This window comes from Escherichia sp. E.sYA108 (assembly GCF_011754335.1).
GTDB classification, from domain to species: domain Bacteria; phylum Pseudomonadota; class Gammaproteobacteria; order Enterobacterales; family Enterobacteriaceae; genus Escherichia; species Escherichia coli.
Map to the genome: position 1 here is coordinate 1,655,099 of NZ_JAAQVZ010000001.1, position 21,328 is coordinate 1,676,426.

Consider the following 21,328-nt stretch of genomic DNA (forward strand, 5'->3'; position numbering starts at 1 on the left):
GATAACTCAGGAAGGAAAAAGTGGCTTCCGCGCACCTTAGGTCAGACAAGGTGTCCGGGAAAGTCAATGGGAAGAGAAAAATTTGTTAAAAATAACCGTTCGGTGAATTCTTGAACGGTAAAATAGGATAGGTAAATTGATATAGATGGTTTATTAATCTTGTTGCTAATGATTGCCAAAATTGATCTAGGCACAAGTCGTCACATAATCTGATGTATCAGTTGTGGTCAATATATAAGCGAGTGTAAGCGATTGTTGAGTCGGAAATGGTTGTTTTATATTCGGTTATTGTTAAATACTAAGCCAATTTGTTACTTTTGTATTTATTATAAGAATATTATTTATTGCTTTAATTCAGTTTAAATATAACCGATTTACCTTAAAGTTATTAATTTGAATTGTGATGCATCTAAATTAATTATCAGATAATAACAAAATAGTTATTACATCAGGGGCAGAATTTACAAAAGAAAAATACCCTATATCGCATAATGCGATTAAATACGCCATCATTATAGAAAATGATGGTTAGATGAATATGCGGATTATCTCTCTACGCAAGGAGTATTTATCTTTACTCCCGTCAATGATTGCATCTCTTTTCTCTGCTAACGGTGCCGCAGCGGTCATTGATTCATGCCAGGGATATGATATCAAAGCGAACTGTCAGGCGAGCAGGCAAAGCCTTTCAGGCAATATGCAGGACTGGAGCATCGCGGATGGGCAATGGTTGATTTTTTCGGGTATGGCCAATAATGCCAGCGGTGGCGCAGTATTTTTGCAGCACAGTGCTGAATTTACGATATCACCACAAAATGAAACAGGGATGACCCTGTTTGCTGATAACTCGGTTAGTGGCGAATATAATAATGGTGGGGCTATCTTTGCTAAAGAAAACTCAACGATAAATCTTGCGAATGTTATTTTCGACAGTAATGTTGCAGGAGGCTATGGCGGGGCAATCTATTCTGCCGGTACCAATGATACCGGTGCCGCCGATTTACGTGTCACTAACGCCGTATTTCACAATAACATCGCTAATGACGGCAAAGGCGGTGCAATTTATACCATCAATAATGACGTCTATTTAAGTGATGATGCTTTTAATAATAACCAGGCATATACATCAACAAGTTATAGTGATGGGGATGGCGGCGCCATTGATGTTACGGATAATAGTACGGATAACACACATCTTTCAGGAAAAACGATAATTAATAATACCTCCTTTACCAATAACTATGCAGAAGGTTATGGCGGCGCAATTTATACCAGCAGCACCACATCCCCGTATCTTATTGATATTTCTGTTGATGATAATTATGACCAAAACAATGGTGTGATGATTGATGAAAATAACAGCGCCTCGGGATATGACCATTCGGCGACGGCAGCGGCGGGGGGCTTTATGTATATCGGTCATAGTGTGGCTGAATTTAACATTGCCGCCGATAAAACGCTGGTAATAGGCAATACCAGCAACGATGGCGCGATTGATTCTCTTGCCGGAACGGGAGTCATCGTGAAAGAGGGAGCGGGAGAGTTAGTCCTCAATGCCGACAATAATGCGTTTACCGGCGAGATGAGTATCCAGAATGGCGAGGTGACGTTGGGGCGCAGCGATGAGTTAATGAATGTCGGCGACACGCACTGTCAGAGCGATCCGCAGGATTGCTTTGGTTTGATGGTCGGCAGCACTGTTCATTCTGAGTATCAGGCAGAACTGAATGTTGGCAATACACAACAAACGTTTGTGCACTCATTAACCGGTTTTGCTAATGGCATTTTGAATATCGACGCAGGCGGCAATGTTACAGTAAACCAGGGCGGTTTTTCCGGCTCGATTCAGGGTGAAGGACAGTTGACGGTAGCGCAAGATGGCAGCTATCTCCTGACAGGGGCGCAGTCGATGGCATTAACCGGCGATATTGTGGTGGAAGATAACGCCGTATTGTCGCTGGCGGGGAATCAGGCCGATTTACGGGCAATGCAGAGCGATCCGCAATCGATCGTGCTAAATGGCGGAGTATTGGATCTCTCTGATTTCACCACCTGGGATGGCGATAGCTCATACAATGACGGTCTGCAAATCAGCGGCAGCGGGGGGACAGTGATTGGCAGTAATGATGTCGTTGATATCAGCAGTGGCGATGATTTACATATTGGCGGCAGCGATGCCAGCCAGAATGGCGTTTATGTCGTCATTAATGCGGGGGATCAGCGCGTAACGCTGGCGAATAACAACGGTTATCTCGGTAATACGCAAATCGCCTCCGGTACGCTTGAAGTCAGCGATAATTCGCAATTGGGGGACACAAGTTACAACCGTTCAGTGATCTTCACAGATCCCCAACAACACAGTGAAATGGATGTGACGACTGATGTTGACACTCGCTCGGCTACAACAGGTCAGGGCAGGAATATTGAAATGCGCGCTGATGGCGAAATACACGTTGAGGATGGCGTAGATACGCAATGGGGCGGGTTGATGGCGGATAGTACCGGGCAACAACTGGATAGCGTAAGCACGTTGACTAAAAGTGGCGGCGGTACGCTGGAGTTGACTGCCAGCGGCACTGCGACGTCTGCGGTACGTGTGGAGGACGGAACGCTAAAAGGTGAAGCGGAGAATATTATTCCTTATGTTTCTTCACTGTGGGTGGGGGAAGACGGTGTTTTTGAAACCGGGCAAAATCAGGATATTCGTTCAATCGATGCCACCTCTGGCGGCGATATCGACATAACCGATGGTACTGTGTTGCGATTGACGCAGCAGGATACGAACCAGGCGCTGGATGCCTCGCTGTTTAGCGGCGACGGTACGCTGGTGAATGCCACCGATGGCGTGACGCTGGCAGGTGAGCTTAATACCAACCTTGAAACTGACAGCCTGACTTATCTTTCCGACGTGACGGTTAATGGCAATCTGACCAATACGTCCGGTGCGATTAGCCTGCAAAATGGCGTCGCTGGCGACACGCTGACGGTAAATGGTGATTATACCGGCGGCGGTACGCTACTGCTCGATAGCGAATTAAACGGCGATGACTCAGCAAGTGACCAACTGGTATTGAACGGTAATACTGCTGGCAACACGGCCGTGGTAATTAACCCCATTACGGGTATTGGTGAGCCGACATCTACAGGTATTAAAGTAGTTGATTTCGCAGCTGATCCCGCGCAGTTTCAAAACAATGCGCAGTTCAGTCTGACAGGAAGCGGCTACGTCAATATGGGGGCGTATGACTACACGCTGGTGGAAGATAACAACGACTGGTATCTGCGATCACAAGAAGTCAATCCGACGCCGCCGCCTGATCCGGACCCGACTCCAGATCCTGATCCCACGCCGGATCCCGACCCAACCCCCGACCCGGAACCTACACCTGCCTACCAGCCGGTGTTGAATGCCAAAGTTGGTGGATATTTTAATAACCTGCGGGCGGCAAATCAGGCATTTGTGATGGAGCGACGCGATCACGCTGGTGGCGATGGTCAGACGCTGAATTTACGCGTTATCGGCGGGCGTTATCATTACACGGCGGTAGGGCAGTTGGCTCAGCATGAAGACACTTCTACGGTGCAGCTTAGCGGCAACCTGTTTAGCGGGCACTGGGGTGATGATGGCGAGTGGATGCTTGGGATTGTTGGTGGCTACAGCGATAACCAGGGCGACAGCCGCTCGAATATGACCGGAACTCGCGCCGATAACCAGAACCACGGTTATGCCGTTGGGCTGACCTCAAGCTGGTATCAGCACGGTAATCAGAAGCAGGGGGCCTGGTTGGATAGCTGGCTGCAATATGCGTGGTTTAACAATGATGTTTCCGAACAAGACGATGGCGTGGATCATTACCACTCGTCGGGGATTATCGCCTCGCTGGAAGCCGGGTATCAATGGTTACCGGGGCGTGGTGTGGTGATTGAACCGCAGGCGCAGGTGATTTATCAGGGCGTGCAGCAGGATGATTTTACCGCCGCTAACCATGCGCGCGTGTCACAATCGCAGGGTGATGATATTCAGACGCGGCTGGGTTTACACAGCGAATGGCGTACTGCTGTTAGTGTCACGCCAACGTTAGATCTGAATTATTATCACGATCCCCATGCGACGGAAATTGAAGAAGATGGCAGCACTATCAGTGACGATGCGGCGAAGCAACGGGGTGAAATAAAAGTGGGAATAACGGGCAATATCAGTCAGCGAGTTTCGCTGCGCGGCAGCGTGGCGTGGCAGAAAGGGAGTGATGATTTTGCCCAGACGGCAGGGTTTTTGTCGATGACAGTGAAATGGTAATCGCTGTCTGACCGGCACTGTTGCCGGATGCGGCGTAAACGCCTTATCTGGCCTACGGGGAGCATTTGTAGGCCTGATAAGACGCGGCAAGCGTCGCATCAGGCTTGGCGCGGTTGCCGGATGAATCCAAACAACAACCTCACTTATTCTGCGTATGCAGCATATAGTTCACATCCACGCCGGGGCCGAGCTTAAAGGTGTTAGTGATAGGGTTGTAATGCAGCCCGGTCATATGCCGTTCTTTAAGACTGGTCTGAACCACCCAGCCCAGCAATTCTGCCGGTTTAATAAACTTCTTCACATCATGTGTACCTTTAGGCACCATGCGCAAAATATATTCCGCACCAACCACCGCCATCAGCCATGACTTGCCGTTGCGGTTAAGCGTCGAGAAAAAGACATCGCCGCCCGGTTTCACCAGTTGCGCACAGGCTCTGACCACTGACTGAGGATCGGGGACGTGCTCCAGCATCTCCATACAGGTCACCACGTCATACTGTCCGGCATGTTTTGCCGCGTGCTCTTCCACGGTTTCCTGCACGTAATCCACCTGAATGCCGCTTTCCAGTGCGTGCAGTTTTGCCACCTGCAATGGCTCAAAGCCCATATCCAGACCGGTCACCGTCGCGCCCTCCCGCGCCATACTCTCGGCCAGAATGCCGCCGCCACAACCGACATCGAGCACCTTTTTGCCAAATAAACCGCCAGCACGCTCGGCAATATAGCCCAGACGCAGCGGGTTAATGCGGTGCAGCGGTTTGAACTCACCTTCAAGATCCCACCAGTGGGAGGCGACGGCTTCAAATTTAGCGATCTCTTCGTGGTCTACGTTGTGGTTTACCGGCGATTTTTCGGCATTCATTGGCACTTCTACTCCGTAATTGGCAAGACAAACGAGTATATCAGGCATTGGATGTGAATAAAGCGTATAGGTTTACCTCAAACTGCGCGGCTGTGTTATAATTTGCGACCTTTGAATCCGGGATACAGTAGAGGGATAGCGGTTAGATGAGCGACCTTGCGAGAGAAATTACACCGGTCAACATTGAGGAAGAGCTGAAGAGCTCCTATCTGGATTATGCGATGTCGGTCATTGTTGGCCGTGCGCTGCCAGATGTCCGAGATGGCCTGAAGCCGGTACACCGTCGCGTACTTTACGCCATGAACGTACTAGGCAATGACTGGAACAAAGCCTATAAAAAATCTGCCCGTGTCGTTGGTGACGTAATCGGTAAATACCATCCCCATGGTGACTCGGCGGTTTATGACACGATCGTCCGTATGGCGCAGCCATTCTCGCTGCGTTACATGCTGGTAGACGGTCAGGGTAACTTCGGTTCCATCGACGGCGACTCTGCGGCGGCAATGCGTTATACGGAAATCCGTCTGGCGAAAATTGCCCATGAACTGATGGCCGATCTCGAAAAAGAGACGGTCGATTTCGTTGATAACTATGACGGTACGGAAAAAATTCCGGACGTCATGCCAACCAAAATTCCTAACCTGCTGGTGAACGGTTCTTCCGGTATCGCCGTAGGTATGGCAACCAACATCCCGCCGCACAACCTGACGGAAGTCATCAACGGTTGTCTGGCGTATATCGATGATGAAGACATCAGCATTGAAGGGCTGATGGAACACATCCCGGGGCCAGACTTCCCGACGGCGGCAATCATTAACGGTCGTCGCGGTATTGAAGAAGCTTACCGTACCGGTCGCGGCAAGGTATATATCCGCGCCCGTGCCGAAGTAGAAGTTGACGCCAAAACCGGACGTGAAACCATTATCGTCCACGAAATTCCTTATCAGGTGAACAAAGCGCGCCTGATCGAGAAGATTGCGGAACTGGTAAAAGAAAAACGCGTGGAAGGCATCAGCGCGCTGCGTGACGAGTCTGACAAAGACGGTATGCGCATCGTGATTGAAGTGAAACGCGATGCGGTCGGTGAAGTTGTGCTCAACAACCTCTACTCCCAGACCCAGTTGCAGGTTTCTTTCGGTATCAACATGGTGGCATTGCACCATGGTCAGCCGAAGATCATGAACCTGAAAGACATCATCGCGGCGTTTGTTCGTCACCGCCGTGAAGTAGTGACCCGTCGTACTATTTTCGAACTGCGTAAAGCTCGCGATCGTGCTCATATCCTTGAAGCATTAGCCGTGGCGCTGGCGAACATCGACCCGATCATCGAACTGATCCGTCATGCGCCGACGCCTGCAGAAGCGAAAACCGCGCTGGTTGCAAATCCGTGGCAGCTGGGCAACGTTGCTGCGATGCTGGAACGTGCGGGCGACGATGCTGCGCGTCCGGAATGGCTGGAGCCAGAGTTCGGCGTGCGTGATGGTCTGTACTACCTGACCGAACAGCAAGCTCAGGCGATTCTGGATCTGCGTCTGCAGAAACTGACCGGCCTTGAGCACGAAAAACTGCTCGACGAATACAAAGAGCTGCTGGATCAGATTGCGGAACTGTTGCGTATTCTTGGTAGCGCCGATCGTCTGATGGAAGTGATCCGTGAAGAGCTGGAGTTGGTTCGTGAACAGTTCGGTGACAAACGTCGTACCGAAATCACCGCTAACAGCGCCGACATCAACCTGGAAGATCTGATCACCCAGGAAGATGTGGTGGTCACGCTTTCTCACCAGGGTTACGTGAAGTATCAGCCGCTTTCTGAATACGAAGCGCAGCGTCGTGGCGGGAAAGGTAAATCTGCCGCACGTATTAAAGAAGAAGACTTTATCGACCGACTGCTGGTGGCGAACACTCACGACCATATTCTGTGCTTCTCCAGCCGTGGCCGCGTCTATTCGATGAAGGTCTACCAGTTGCCGGAAGCCACTCGTGGCGCGCGCGGTCGTCCGATCGTCAACCTGCTGCCGCTGGAACAGGACGAACGTATCACCGCGATCCTGCCGGTGACCGAGTTTGAAGAAGGCGTGAAAGTCTTCATGGCGACCGCTAACGGTACTGTGAAGAAAACCGTCCTCACCGAGTTCAACCGTCTGCGTACCGCCGGTAAAGTGGCGATCAAACTGGTTGAAGGCGATGAGCTGATCGGCGTTGACCTGACCAGCGGCGAAGACGAAGTAATGCTGTTCTCCGCTGAAGGTAAAGTGGTGCGCTTTAAAGAGTCTTCTGTCCGTGCGATGGGCTGCAACACCACCGGTGTTCGTGGTATTCGTTTAGGCGAAGGCGATAAAGTCGTCTCTCTGATCGTGCCTCGTGGCGATGGCGCAATCCTCACCGCAACGCAGAACGGTTATGGTAAACGTACCGCAGTGGCGGAATACCCAACCAAGTCGCGTGCGACGAAAGGGGTTATCTCCATCAAGGTTACCGAACGTAACGGTTTAGTGGTTGGCGCGGTGCAGGTAGATGACTGCGACCAGATCATGATGATCACCGATGCCGGTACGCTGGTACGTACTCGCGTTTCGGAAATCAGCATCGTAGGCCGTAACACCCAGGGCGTAATCCTTATCCGTACTTCGGAAGATGAAAACGTGGTGGGTCTGCAACGTGTTGCTGAACCGGTTGACGAGGAAGATCTGGATACCATCGACGGCAGTGCCGCGGAAGGGGACGATGAAATCGCTCCGGAAGTGGACGTTGACGACGAGCCAGAAGAAGAATAATTTCATCGCTTCATGCCAAAAGGGAGCCATCTCCCTTTTTTGAATTGAAAAGTCCAGGCTGTAAAGTCTGGGCTTTTGTCGTATTAGGGCGCGGTAAAGTTTGGCTGTGCCCGTAAAAAATGGCTGGCTATACACAAGGAATGTGGCAATGAGTGGTGAAAAAAAGGCGAAAGGCTGGCGGTTTTATGGCCTTGTTGGTTTTGGGGCAATAGCGCTGCTATCCGCTGGCGTATGGGCGTTGCAATATGCTGGCAGTGGGCCAAAAAAAACGTTGTCGCCACTGGTGGTGCACAACAATCTGCAAATCGATCTCAATGAGCCGGACCTCTTTCTCGACAGCGACTCTCTGAGCCAGCTTCCCAAAGATCTCCTTACCATTCCGTTTCTCCACGATGTTCTGAGCGAAGATTTCGTTTTCTATTATCAGAATCATGCCGATCGTCTGGGCATTGAAGGCAGCATTCGCCGCATTGTCTATGAACACGATCTCACGCTGAAAGATAAGCTCTTTTCGTCACTCTTAGACCAGCCCGCGCAGGCGGCACTGTGGCATGATAAACAAGGTCATCTTTCACATTATATGGTGCTTATCCAGCGCAGTGGTTTAAGCAAACTGCTGGAGCCATTGTTGTTTGCCGCTACCAGCGACAGCCAGTTAAGCAAGACGGAAATCAGTAGCATCAAGATAAATAGTGAAACTATTCCTGTTTATCAGTTGCGCTATAACGGCAATAACGTCCTGATGTTTGCGACTTATCAGGACAAAATATTGGCGTTTTCCAGTTCGGATATGCTGTTTAAAGATGACCAACAGGATACCGAAGCTACGGCGATCGCAAGTGATTTGTTGAGTGGTAAAAAACGCTGGGAAACCCGCTTTGGCCTGGAAGCGCGTACTGCCGAAAAAACGCCAGTACGCCAGCGCATCGTAGTCAGCGCCAGGTTGCTGGGGTTTGGCTACCAGCGATTAATGCCTTCTTTTGCTGGCGTGCGCTTCGAAATGGGTAACGACGGCTGGCATAGCTTTGTGGCGTTAAATGATGAATCCGCCAGCGTAGATGCCAGTTTCGATTTTACGCCGGTATGGAACAGTATGCCTGCCGGAGCCAGCTTCTGTGTGGCGGTGCCGTATTCACACGGTATTGCCGAAGAGATGCTTTCGCACATCAGCCAGGAAAACGACAAGCTGAATGGGGCGTTAGACGGTGGCGCCGGGCGGTGCTGGTATGAAGACTCAAAATTACAAACCCCGCTATTTGTTGGTCAGTTTGATGGCACTGCCGAACAGGCGCAATTGCCAGGGAAACTGTTTACGCAAAATATTGGTGCGCACGAAAGCAAAGCGCCAGAAGGTGTTTTGCCGGTAAGCCAGACTCAGCAGGGCGAAGCGCAAATCTGGCGTCGCGAAGTGAGTTCCCGATACGGTCAGTATCCGAAAGCGCAGGCGGCGCAACCCGATCAATTAATGTCGGATTATTTTTTCCGCGTGTCGCTGGCGATGCAAAACAAAACGCTGCTTTTCTCCCTCGATGACACGCTGGTTAATAACGCCCTGCAAGCACTGAATAAAACCCGCCCGGCAATGGTGGATGTAATACCCACTGATGGCATCGTTCCGCTCTATATCAATCCACAAGGAATGGCGAAACTGCTGCGTAACGAAACGCTGACCAGTCTGCCGAAGAATCTCGAACCGGTTTTTTATAACGCCGCACAAACTTTATTAATGCCGAAGCTGGACGCTTTATCTCAACAACCGCGTTATGTCATGAAGCTGGCCCAGATGGAACCCGGTGCCGCCTGGCAGTGGCTACCCATAACCTGGCAACCGCTATGAGACACGGGCTGCTGGTGCTGATTTGCTGGCTGTATTGTGTTGTTGCCCATAGTGAAATGCTAAATGTCGAACAATCCGGGCTGTTTCGCGCGTGGTTTGTGCGCATTGCACAGGAACAGCTCCGCCAGGGGCCAAGCCCACGCTGGTATCAACAGGATTGCGCGGGCCTGGTGCGATTTGCGGCGAACGAGGCGCTGAAAGTTCACGACAGTAAATGGCTAAAAAGTAACGGTTTATCTAACCAGTATTTGCCGCCAGAGATGACGCTAACACCTGAACAGCGTCAACTGGCGCAAAACTGGAATCAGGGGAATGGGAAAACCGGCCCCTATGTGACCGCGATTAATTTGATTCAGTACAACAGCCAGTTTATTGGCCAGGACATAAACCAGGCACTGCCTGGCGATATGATTTTTTTCGATCAGGGCGATGCCCAGCACTTAATGGTCTGGATGGGGCGTTACATCATCTACCACACCGGAAGCGCCACGAAAACTGACAACGGAATGCGCGCAGTCAGTCTGCAACAACTTATGACATGGAAGGACACCCGATGGATACCCAACGATTCCAATCCCAATTTCATTGGCATTTATCGTTTAAATTTTCTGGCGCGATAGCAGCGTGCTTGTCCCTGTCTCTTGTGGGAACAGGGCTTGCTAATGCTGATGATTCGCTTCCTTCCAGTAACTATGTGCCGCCCGCCGGGGGAACATTCTTTTTGCTCGCTGACAGCAGTTTTAGCAGCAGTGAAGAGGCGAAAGTGCGACTGGAAGCGCCGGGGCGTGATTATCGGCGCTATCAGATGGAAGAGTACGGCGGCGTGGACGTTCGCCTGTATCGTATTCCTGACCCGATGGCATTTTTGCGCCAGCAGAAAAACCTGCATCGCATTGTGGTGCAACCGCAATATCTGGGCGACGGACTGAACAATACGCTGACCTGGCTGTGGGATAACTGGTACGGCAAATCTCGCCGCGTGATGCAGCGTACTTTCTCTTCTCAGTCACGGCAGAATGTGACTCAGGCGTTACCCGAATTACAGCTCGGCAATGCCATTATTAAGCCTTCCCGTTATGTACAGAACAACCAGTTTTCACCGCTGAAAAAATATCCACTAGTGGAACAGTTCCGTTACCCACTATGGCAGGCTAAACCGGTCGAGCCGCAACAAGGGGTAAAACTGGAAGGCGCATCCAGCAATTTCATTTCGCCGCAGCCGGGCAACATCTATATTCCTCTCGGCAAACAAGAGCCGGGACTGTACCTCGTCGAGGCGATAGTGGGTGGGTATCGGGCGACGACGGTGGTGTTTGTTTCCGATACAGTGGCGCTTAGCAAAGTGTCAGGTAACGAGCTTCTGGTGTGGACCGCGGGGAAAAAACAGGGTGAAGCGAAGACCGGCTCAGAGATCTTGTGGACTGACGGTCTTGGCGTGATGACCCGCGGTGTGACCGATGGCAGCGGTACCTTGCAGTTACAACATATATCGCCAGAACGTTCATATATTCTGGGTAAGGATGCTGAAGGCGGCGTTTTTGTCTCCGAGAACTTTTTCTACGAAAGCGAAATCTACAACACCCGCTTGTATATCTTTACCGATCGCCCGCTATATCGCGCAGGCGATCGTGTCGATGTTAAAGTGATGGGCCGCGAGTTCCACGATCCGTTGCATTCATCCCCCATCGTCAGCGCACCGGCGAAGCTTTCGGTGCTGGACGCCAACGGCAGTCTGTTGCAAACCGTCAATGTCACGCTGGATGCGCGTAATGGCGGGCAGGGGAGTTTCCGCCTGCCAGAAAATGCCGTCGCCGGAGGTTATGAGTTACGTCTTGCTTACCGCAAACAGGTCTATAGCAGCAGTTTTCGCGTGGCAAACTACATCAAACCCCATTTTGAGATTGGTTTAGCTCTCGATAAAAAAGAGTTCAAAACTGGCGAAGCGGTCAGCGGCAAACTGCAACTGCTCTACCCGGATGGCGAGCCGGTAAAAAATGCCCGCGTGCAGTTAAGTTTGCGCGCTCAGCAATTATCAATGGTTGGTAACGATTTGCGTTATGCAGGACGTTTCCCGGTGTCGCTGGAAGGCAGTGAAACGGTTTCCGACGATAATGGTCATGTGGCGTTGAATCTCCCCGCCGCCGATAAACCGAGCCGTTATTTGTTAACCGTCTCCGCCAGTGACGGCGCGGCGTATCGAGTTACCACCACCAAAGAGATCCTCATTGAACGTGGCCTGGCGCATTACTCTTTAAGTACCGCCGCACAATACAGTAATAGCGGCGAGCTGGTTGTGTTCCGTTATGCCGCGCTGGAATCTTCAAAACAGGTTCCTGTTACGTATGAATGGTTGCGTCTCGAAGACCGCACGAGCCACAGCGGAGAGCTACCGTCAGGCGGCAAATCCTTTACCGTCAATTTCGCTAAACCTGGCAACTACAATCTGACATTACGCGATAAAGACGGCTTAATTCTCGCCGGGTTAAGCCATGCAGTCAGCGGTAAGGGCAGCACGTCGCATACTGGTACGGTAGATATCGTGGCAGATAAAACGCTGTACCAGCCTGGCGAAACCGCGAAGATGCTGATTACCTTCCCGGAGCCAATTGATGAAGCATTATTGACGCTGGAACGCGATCGCGTGGAACAGCAGTCGCTGCTATCGCATCCGGCAAACTGGCTAACGCTACAACGTTTAAACGATACCCAGTATGAAGCCCGCGTACCGGTGAGCAATTCCTTTGCGCCTAACATCACTTTTTCGGTGCTGTATACCCGTAACGGTCAGTACAGTTTTCAGAACGCCGGGATTAAAGTTGCCGTTCCCCAGCTGGATATCCGGGTGAAAACGGACAAAACCCATTACCAGCCTGGTGAACTGGTCAATGTCGAATTAACCTCGTCGCTGAAAGGTAAACCTGTTTCTGCGCAGTTAACGGTAGGTGTGGTCGATGAAATGATCTACGCGCTGCAACCGGAAATCGCGCCGAATATCGGCAAATTTTTCTATCCGCTGGGGCGTAACAATGTGCGTACCAGCTCCAGCCTGTCATTTATCAGCTACGATCAGGCGCTCTCCAGCGAGCCGGTTGCGCCTGGCGCGACTAACCGCAGCGAGCGGCGAGTAAAAATGCTTGAACGTCCACGGCGTGAAGAGGTGGATACCGCGGCCTGGATGCCGTCACTCACAACCGATAAACAAGGCAAAGCGTATTTCACGTTCCTGATGCCTGATTCGTTAACCCGCTGGCGCATCACCGCGCGTGGGATGAACGGCGACGGGCTGGTCGGGCAGGGGCGTGCTTATCTGCGTTCGGAAAAAAGTCTCTACATGAAATGGAGTATGCCAACGGTGTATCGCATGGGCGACAAACCGGCGGCAGGACTGTTTATCTTCAGTCAGCAGGATAACGAACCGGTGGCGCTGGTGACTAAATTTGCAGGTGCTGAGATGCGCCAGACGCTGACGCTGCACAAAGGGGCGAATTATATTTCGCTGACGCAGAATATTCAGCAATCTGGCTTGTTAAGTGCAGAACTGCAACAAAATGGGCAAGTACAGGACAGCATTAGCACAAAACTGTCTTTTGTGGATAACAGCTGGCCCGTTGAACAACAGAAAAACGTCATGCTCGGCGGTGGCGATAATGCGCTGACGTTGCCCGAGCAGGCGAGCAATATCCGGCTACAAAGTAGCGAAACGCCGCAGGAGATTTTCCGTAACAATCTTGATGCATTAGTCGATGAACCGTGGGGTGGCGTGATCAACACCGGTAGCCGTCTGATCCCGCTCAGTCTCGCCTGGCGTTCGCTTGCCGATCATCAAAGTGCCGCCGCTAACGACATTCGTCAGATGATTCAGGATAACCGTCTGCGGCTGATGCAACTGGCGGGGCCCGGAGTGCGCTTTACCTGGTGGGGTGAAGATGGCAATGGCGACGCCTTCCTCACGGCATGGGCATGGTACGCCGACTGGCAGGCCAGCCAGGCGCTCGGCGTAACGCAGCAACCGGAATACTGGCAACATATGCTCGACAGTTATGCCGAGCAGGCGGACAACATGCCGTTATTGCATCGGGCGCTGGTGCTGGCGTGGGCACAGGAGATGAATCTGCCGTGCAAAACGTTGTTGAAAGGGTTGGATGAAGCTATCGCCCGGCGCGGAACTAAAACTGAAGATTTCTCTGAGGAAGACACCAGCGATATCAATGACAGCCTGATCCTCGATACACCTGAATCTCCACTGGCAGATGCGGTGGCAAACGTCTTAACCATGACGTTGCTGAAAAAAGCGCAGTTGAAGTCCACTGTGATGCCACAGGTTCAGCAATATGCGTGGGATAAAGCAGCAAACAGCAACCAACCGCTGGCGCACACGGTTGTGCTGCTCAATAGTGGAGGCGACGCTACCCAGGCGGCCGCTATTTTAAGTGGTTTAACCGCTGAGCAATCCACCATTGAGCGCGCGTTGGCCATGAACTGGCTGGCGAAATATATGGCGACAATGCCTCCAGTTGTGTTGCCTGCGCCTGCGGGCGCATGGGCCAAACATAAGTTAACCGGAGGAGGCGAATACTGGCGTTGGGTTGGTCAGGGCGTGCCGGACATTCTCTCTTTTGGTGATGAATTGTCGCCGCAAAATGTGCAGGTCCGCTGGCGTGAACCGGCAAAAACGGCTCAACAAAGTAACATTCCGGTGACCGTTGAACGCCAGTTGTATCGGCTTATCCCCGGTGAAGAAGAGATGAGCTTTACTCTGCAGCCGGTGACCAGCAATGAGATTGACAGCGATGCGCTGTATCTCGATGAAATTATGCTTACCAGCGAGCAGGATGCAGTTCTGCGCTATGGTCAGGTGGAAGTACCGCTCCCGCCGGGAGCCGACGTTGAGCGGACAACGTGGGGCATTTCGGTCAATAAACCTAACGCTGGAAAACAGCAGGGGCAATTGCTGGAAAAAGCGCGTAATGAAATGGGCGAACTGGCCTATATGTTGCCGGTGAAAGAACTGACGGGAACGGTCACTTTCCGCCATTTGCTGCGCTTCTCGCAAAAAGGGCAATTCGTTCTGCCTCCTGCTCGTTATGTGCGTTCCTATGCACCTGCACAGCAAAGTGTTGCGCCAGGGAGTGAATGGACCGGGATGCAGGTGAAATAAGTGAACTGGCGCAGAATCGTCTGGCTATTGGCGTTGGTTACTCTGCCAACGCTTGCGGAGGAGACGCCGTTACAACTGGCGCTGCGGGGCGCGCAACACGATCAACTGTATCAGCTGTCGTCATCAGGCGTGACCAAAGTCTCGGCATTACCTGACACGCTCACCACGCCATTAGGGAGTTTGTGGAAACTGTATGTTTACGCCTGGCTGGAGGATACCCATCAACCGGAGCAGCCCTACCAGTGTCGCGGAAACTCCCCGGAAGAGGTTTATTGTTGTCAGGCTGGGGAGAGCATAACGCGCGATACCGCGCTGGTACGCTCCTGTGGACTCTATTTTGCGCCGCAGCGGTTGCATATTGGCGCAGATGTGTGGGGGCAATACTGGCAACAGCGTCAGGCACCTGCGTGGTTAGCGTCTCTTACTACGCTGAAGCCAGAAACCTCGGTAACGGTTAAATCGCTGCTTGATTCTTTAGCGACGTTACCCGCGCAAAACAAAGCTCAGGAAGTCTTACTGGATGTGGTGCTGGACGAGGCGAAAATCGATGTCGCATCCATGCTCGGTAGTCGGGTACGGGTGAAAACCTGGAGCTGGTTTGCCGATGATAAGCAGGAAATCCGTCAGGGTGGTTTTGCTGGCTGGTTAACCGATGGTACACCGCTGTGGGCTACTGGCAGTGGCACCAGCAAAACGGTACTAACCCGTTATGCGACGGTGCTTAATCGGGTTTTGCCAGTGCCGACGCAAGTTGCCAGTGGGCAATGTGTGCTGGTGGATCTGTTTGCTCGTTATCCGCTGAAGAAAGTTACTGAGGAAAAGAGTACGACGGCATTCAAACCAGGCGTGCTCAATGGGCGCTATCGTGTGACGTTTGCCAATGGTAACCACATGACATTTGTCAGCCACGGTGAGACAACGTTACTGACGGTAAAGGGCAAACTGAAATTGCAGTCGCATCTCGATCGTGAAGAGTACGTTGCCAGAGTTCTGGATCGCGAGGCGAAAAGTACGCCCCCTGAGGCAGCGAAAGCTATGACCGTGGCGATTCGCACTTTCTTACAGCAAAACGCCAATCGGGAAGGCGATTGCCTGACCATCCCTGACAGCAGCGCCACACAGCGTGTTTCGGCTTCGCCAGCTACCACGGGGGCGCGAACGATGACCGCCTGGACGCAGGATCTCATCTATGCGGGCGATCCGGTTCATTATCATGGCAGCCGGGTTACCGAAGGGACGCTTTCCTGGCGGCACGCTACTGCCCAGGCGGGGCAGGGAGAGCGTTATGATCAGATACTTGCGTTTGCTTATCCCGACAACAACCTTAGCCGCTGGGGAGCGCCACGCTCAACCTGCCAGTTATTACCCAAAGCGAAAGCCTGGCTGGCGAAAAAAATGCCGCAGTGGCGGCGTATATTACAAGGTGAGACGGGATACAACGAACCAGACGTGTTTGCGGTCTGTCGTTTAGTCTCAGGTTTCCCCTATACCGATCGGCAGCAGAAACGGCTGTTTATTCGTAACTTCTTTACGCTTCAGGATCGGCTGGATTTAACCCATGAGTATCTGCACCTGGCCTTTGATGGTTATCCCACCGGGCTTGATGAGAACTATATCGAAACGCTGACCCGACAATTATTAATGGACTAATGCTATGCGAAAGATTTTTCTTCCGTTGTTACTGGTGGCGCTTTCGCCTGTCGCTCACAGTGAAGGTGTGCAGGAAGTCGAGATTGATGCACCGCTCTCTGGCTGGCATCCGGCAGAGGGTGAAGATGCCAGTTTTTCACAAACGATCAATTACCCGGCGTCGTCCGTCAACATGGCAGATGATCAAAATATCTCAGCGCAGATCCGCGGCAAAATAAAGAATTATGCTGCGGCGGGTAAAGTTCAGCAGGGCCGGCTGGTGGTCAACGGTGCCAGTATGCCGCAGAGAATTGAATCAGATGGTTCTTTTGCACGCCCTTATATTTTCACTGAAGGCAGCAACAGCGTGCAGGTCATCAGCCCAGATGGGCAAAGCCGACAAAAAATGCAGTTTTACTCAACGCCGGGTGCTGGGGCGATTCGCGCACGTTTACGGCTGGTTCTCTCGTGGGATACGGACAATACCGACCTCGATCTTCATGTCGTTACGCCTGACGGTGAATATGCCTGGTACGGTAACACCGTGCTGAAAAACAGTGGTGCACTGGATATGGATGTCACGACAGGGTACGGCCCCGAGATTTTCGCCATGCCAGCGCCAGTTCACGGCCGTTATCAGGTGTATATCAACTACTATGGCGGACGCAGCGAAACGGAATTAACTACGGCCCAACTGACGCTGATCACCGATGAAGGGTCGGTCAATGAGAAACAGGAAACTTTTATTGTACCGATGCGTAATGCTGGCGAACTGACGCTGGTGAAAAGTTTTGACTGGTGATTAATGAGGTTATCTTTACTGTCAATGTTCAAGAAAACGCCCGATGACTTTCGCTATCGGGCGTTTTTACATGTTAATTCAATCGTTCAATCACCATCGCAATTCCCTGGCCGCCACCAATGCACAGTGTTGCCAGCCCCAGCGTTTTATCGCGTGCCTGCATTGCATGTAATAGTGTGACCAGAATACGAGCACCACTGGCACCGATAGGATGCCCCAGCGCGATGGCCCCGCCGTTGACATTCACTTTCTCAGGCTCAAAGCCCAGGGTTTTCCCAACGGCAAGGAACTGTGCAGCAAATGCTTCATTAGCCTCAATGAGATCAATATCCGCCAGTTGCAGCCCCGCCAGTTGTAACGCTTTTTGCGTGGCAGGTACTGGCCCCATACCCATCAATGCGGGGGGCACGCCACCGCTGGCATAACTTTTAATGCGAGCCAGGGGGGTAAGGCCTGCTGCCAGCGCCGAAGATTCTTCCATAATCACCAGAGCGGCAGCACCGTCGTTAATGCCAGACGCGTTCCCGGCGGTGACTGTTCCTGCTTTATCGAAGGCCGGGCGCAATGCGCCTAACGCTTCAGCCGTAGAATCCGCTTTCGGGAATTCGTCTTGACTGAAGACGAAGGTTTTCTTCCGAGTGACAACATTTACCGGGACGATTTCGGCTGTAAAAGCACCGGACTCAATTGCGGCTGCCGCTTTACGCTGTGAATGTAGCGCCAGTTCATCCTGCATTTCACGGGTAATTCCGTACTCTTTAGCCACGTTTTCGGCGGTAATCCCCATATGATAACCATGGGTGGCGCACATCAGACCATCGCGCAGGATTACGTCATAAACCTGTCCGTCTCCAAGACGATAACCAGAGCGTGCTTTTGCATCGAGTAAGTAGGGCGCTAAACTCATATTTTCCATACCCCCCGCCACAATGCTCTGCGCCTGACCTGCCTGAATTGCCTGGGCGGCAAGCGCCACACTTTTAAGACCCGAACCACACACTTTATTGACCGTGAATCCGCACACTGTTTCGGCCAGTCCGCTTTTTAACAGTGCCTGACGCGCCGGATTTTGCCCCAGCCCGGCTTGTAGCACGTTACCCATAATCACTTCATCAACGTGTAGTGAATCGATTTTTGCACGTTCAATGGCGGCTTTAATTACTGTCGCCCCCAGGTCGATGGTGCTGGTGGAAGCGAGTGAACCGTTAAAACTACCGATAGCAGTACGTACCGCACTGACGATGACACAATTTTTCATTTTATATTCCTTCTGTCTGTAGGGTTGCCGTCAGAACAGCGTTAAACCAATGACGAAAATGACGCCGGAGAAGAGCAGGGCAGTGATGCAATAGCCCATGATGTCGCGGACACCGAGTCCGGCGATTGCCAGTGCTGGCAGCGCCCAGAACGGTTGTGCCATGTTCATCCATTGCTCGCCGTAGGCGATCGCCATTACCGATTTACCGAGATCAGCGCCCAGCGCCTGGGCTGCGGGCATCACGAACGGCCCCTGAATAACCCAGTGCCCGCCGCCAGACGGAACGGCGAAGTTAATCAGTGCAGAACTAAAAAAGGTCATGACCGGGAAGGTGTCTTTGTTCGCAACATTGATGAAGAATTCGGTAATGAGTCCGCCCAGACCGGAGTGCTCCATCATCAGTTGGATCCCCGCGTAGAAGGGGAATTGCACCAGAATACCGGCGGTACTGCGTGCTGCCGCGCTGATAGCACGCATATAAGCCATTGGCGTTTTATGTAGCAGCAGACCCGCAATCATAAACATCAGGTTGACGGTATTGATGGTGATGTTGAAGCCATGTTCGCTGAAGTACATCGCCAGGTAAGCGATACCGAGTGCGCCGATGATCAACGTCAGAATACGGCTTTCTTCCAGTCGCTCGGACGGTGGAGCATCTTTCGGTAGTTGCTTTTGAAAATCAGCCTCTTCCATGAGTAGTTTCGGATCGATACTCACCACGTCAGACGGTTTTGGCATCATCATGCGGGTGATAAATGGCATCACCACAATCAACGCCACAGTGATGAAAATATTAAAACCACTGAACAGAGTATCGCCCACCGGGATCAGCCCGGCGATATGCTCAACCGGGTTGCCCGGTGTTGCAGCCAACAGAGGCATTGAGCCAGAGAAACCGCCACCCCAGGTGAGAAAACCAATGTAGGCGCAGGCAATGAGCAACGGATAATCAGAACCGGGTACTCGCCGGGCGACTTCACGGGCGAACATTGCACCGACAACCAAACCAAATCCCCAGTTGATGACACAAGCAACTGAACCGAAGAAAGTAACCAGCATGACGCCCTGTACGGGCGTCTTTGCGGCGGAGGCGGCAGTACGCAGCAAACTTTTCACCGGCGCGGAGCTGGCAAGGGCATGACCGGTAACGATGATAAGCGCCATCTGCATACCAAACGCCAGCAAGTTCCAGAAACCGTCACCCCACATTTTCACCATGCTGATCGGCGTTTGTGGTGTTAACCAAAGCGCGATCACGAATGTTAGCAATGTCAGCAACATGGCAAAGATCAGTGGATCGGGAAGCCACCGGCTGACAAAACGCGTCATAAAACGCGATATGCGACCAATCATAAATCACCCCGTTGCGTATTCAGATCGGCAGCGACTTCAAACCGAGCTTCTGTTTTGGCACGCACGGTGGCTAAATCACACCCGTCGGCAATTTCGGTGAGCCACATTTTGCCGTCAATAAAACGAAAGACAGCCAGTTCAGTAACCAGCATATGCACCGCATGTTGCGCAGTGAGTGGCATGGTGCAGCGGCGCAAAATTTTTGCTGAACCATCTTTGGCGCAATGTTCCATGGCGATGATCACTTTGCGCGACCCGGTCACCAGATCCATCGCGCCACCCATACCGGGCACCATTTTCCCAGGCACTACCCAGTTCGCGAGGTTTGCTTCTTCGTCTACTTGCAAACCGCCGAGCACGCAGGCATCAATATGACCGCCACGGATTAGCGCAAATGACATGGCGCTATCAAACATGGCTGCACCGGGTAAAATGCCGCACGGTTGTCCGCCAGCGTTCACCAGATCGGGATGCGCTGTTGTGACCGGGCCTAAACCGAGGAAGCCGTTTTCCGATTGCAGAGTGATATGAATACCCTCCGGTAAATAATTGGCGACCATTGTGGGTAAACCGATTCCTAAGTTAACGATGTCACCATCACGAAGCTCTTGCGCCACACGGCGCGCAATACGTTGTTTCGCATCCATTATTTGCTCTCCTGTGAAACGATGATGTGGTCGATAACGGCACCAGGTGTGACAATATGGTCAGGTTGCAGCTCGCCGGTTTCGACCAGTTCATCCGGCTCTACCAGCGTGATATCAGCCGCAAGGGCTATCAGGGGGTTAAAGTTGCGGGCGCTAAGGTGATAGGTCAGGTTGCCAAGTGTGTCGCAACGATGAGCGCGAATTAGCGCCAGGTCGGCGCGCAGCGGGCGTTCGAGCAGCCAGGTTTTACCGTCGAGTGTCAGTGTCTGTTTGCCTTCCTCTACGACGGTGCCGACACCAGTTGGGGTGAGAAAACCACCAAGTCCAGCTCCACCACAGCGAATTTGCTCGATTAGCGTACCTTGCGGCACCAGAACGACGTCCATCTCACCAGATATCATGCGCCGACCTGTTTCCGGGTTGGTGCCGATATGTGAAGCAATCACTTTGCGGACTCGACCATTGACGATGAGCGGACCGATGCCGGTATCAACAAACGCGGTATCATTGGCTATCAATGTCAGGTCGCGAACACCAGATTCCAGTAATGCTTCAACCAGGCGGGATGGAGTGCCAATCCCCATAAATCCGCCCACCATGATGGTCATGCCGTCACGAAAGAAGCCGGTGGCGTCTTGTAATGTCATCAATTTTGTTTTCATTTTTTATCCCTCTTGCATACACCGTTGTGGGTACAGTCAGGGAATAGCA

12 protein-coding genes are annotated in these 21,328 nt (G+C 52.1%); 7 read left to right on the forward strand and 5 right to left on the reverse strand.

Translation table 11 applies throughout. The annotated features are described in order from the left end of the window. The first annotated feature begins 538 nt into the window (after positions 1-538). A complete protein-coding gene (yfaL, locus tag HBM92_RS07835; RefSeq protein WP_016265893.1) occupies positions 539-4,297 on the forward strand; it encodes an AIDA-I family autotransporter adhesin YfaL/EhaC in 3,759 nt (1,252 codons plus the stop codon). A 139-nt stretch (positions 4,298-4,436) separates the two neighbouring features. Here yfaL and ubiG read toward each other — a convergent pair whose 3' ends face one another. Next, positions 4,437-5,159 (reverse strand): bifunctional 2-polyprenyl-6-hydroxyphenol methylase/3-demethylubiquinol 3-O-methyltransferase UbiG, encoded by a 723-nt coding sequence (gene ubiG, locus HBM92_RS07840; protein ID WP_000990760.1) that lies wholly within the window; start codon positions 5,157-5,159, stop codon positions 4,437-4,439. 146 nt (positions 5,160-5,305) lie between these two features. Here ubiG and gyrA point away from each other — a divergent pair, with 146 nt between their 5' ends. The 6 genes from gyrA to HBM92_RS07870 all read left to right on the forward strand — a co-directional run bounded on the left by gyrA (position 5,306) and on the right by HBM92_RS07870 (position 17,359). Further along, complete coding sequence (gene gyrA / locus HBM92_RS07845; RefSeq protein ID WP_001281253.1) at positions 5,306-7,933, forward strand: DNA topoisomerase (ATP-hydrolyzing) subunit A; 2,628 nt, start codon at positions 5,306-5,308, stop codon at positions 7,931-7,933. A 148-nt stretch (positions 7,934-8,081) separates the two neighbouring features. After that, a complete protein-coding gene (locus HBM92_RS07850; protein ID WP_000012318.1) occupies positions 8,082-9,770 on the forward strand; it encodes a DUF2138 domain-containing protein in 1,689 nt (562 codons plus the stop codon). Beyond that, positions 9,767-10,390, forward strand: a complete 624-nt coding sequence (locus HBM92_RS07855; protein WP_001297934.1) for a DUF1175 domain-containing protein — start codon at positions 9,767-9,769, stop codon at positions 10,388-10,390. The genes HBM92_RS07850 and HBM92_RS07855 overlap by 4 nt, the downstream gene beginning before the upstream one ends. A gap of 23 nt (positions 10,391-10,413) precedes the next feature. After that, entirely contained in the window at positions 10,414-14,928 is a 4,515-nt protein-coding gene (locus HBM92_RS07860) for an alpha-2-macroglobulin family protein (protein ID WP_000536596.1), read from the forward strand. Continuing rightward, positions 14,929-16,578, forward strand: a complete 1,650-nt coding sequence (locus tag HBM92_RS07865) for a YfaQ family protein (protein WP_001104503.1) — start codon at positions 14,929-14,931, stop codon at positions 16,576-16,578. A gap of 4 nt (positions 16,579-16,582) precedes the next feature. Further along, entirely contained in the window at positions 16,583-17,359 is a 777-nt protein-coding gene (locus HBM92_RS07870) for a YfaP family protein (protein ID WP_001225880.1), read from the forward strand. A 73-nt stretch (positions 17,360-17,432) separates the two neighbouring features. Here the strand turns inward: HBM92_RS07870 and atoB are convergent, their stop codons facing one another. Genes atoB through atoD form a run of 4 tightly spaced genes read right to left on the reverse strand, consistent with a single transcriptional unit; the run spans position 17,433 to position 21,279 of the window. Next, the gene (gene atoB, locus HBM92_RS07875; RefSeq protein ID WP_000786563.1) at positions 17,433-18,617 is read right to left on the reverse strand and encodes an acetyl-CoA acetyltransferase; all 1,185 of its coding nucleotides are present in this window, start codon (positions 18,615-18,617) and stop codon (positions 17,433-17,435) included. Between the two features lie 30 nt (positions 18,618-18,647). After that, entirely contained in the window at positions 18,648-19,970 is a 1,323-nt protein-coding gene (locus HBM92_RS07880) for a TIGR00366 family protein (protein ID WP_000580278.1), read from the reverse strand. Then, a complete protein-coding gene (gene atoA, locus HBM92_RS07885; RefSeq protein WP_000339055.1) occupies positions 19,967-20,617 on the reverse strand; it encodes an acetate CoA-transferase subunit beta in 651 nt (216 codons plus the stop codon). The genes HBM92_RS07880 and atoA overlap by 4 nt, the downstream gene beginning before the upstream one ends. Beyond that, on the reverse strand, positions 20,617-21,279 hold the full coding sequence (gene atoD / locus HBM92_RS07890; protein WP_000850538.1) for an acetate CoA-transferase subunit alpha: 663 nt from the start codon (positions 21,277-21,279) through the stop codon (positions 20,617-20,619). The genes atoA and atoD overlap by 1 nt, the downstream gene beginning before the upstream one ends. Positions 21,280-21,328 lie beyond the last annotated feature (49 nt).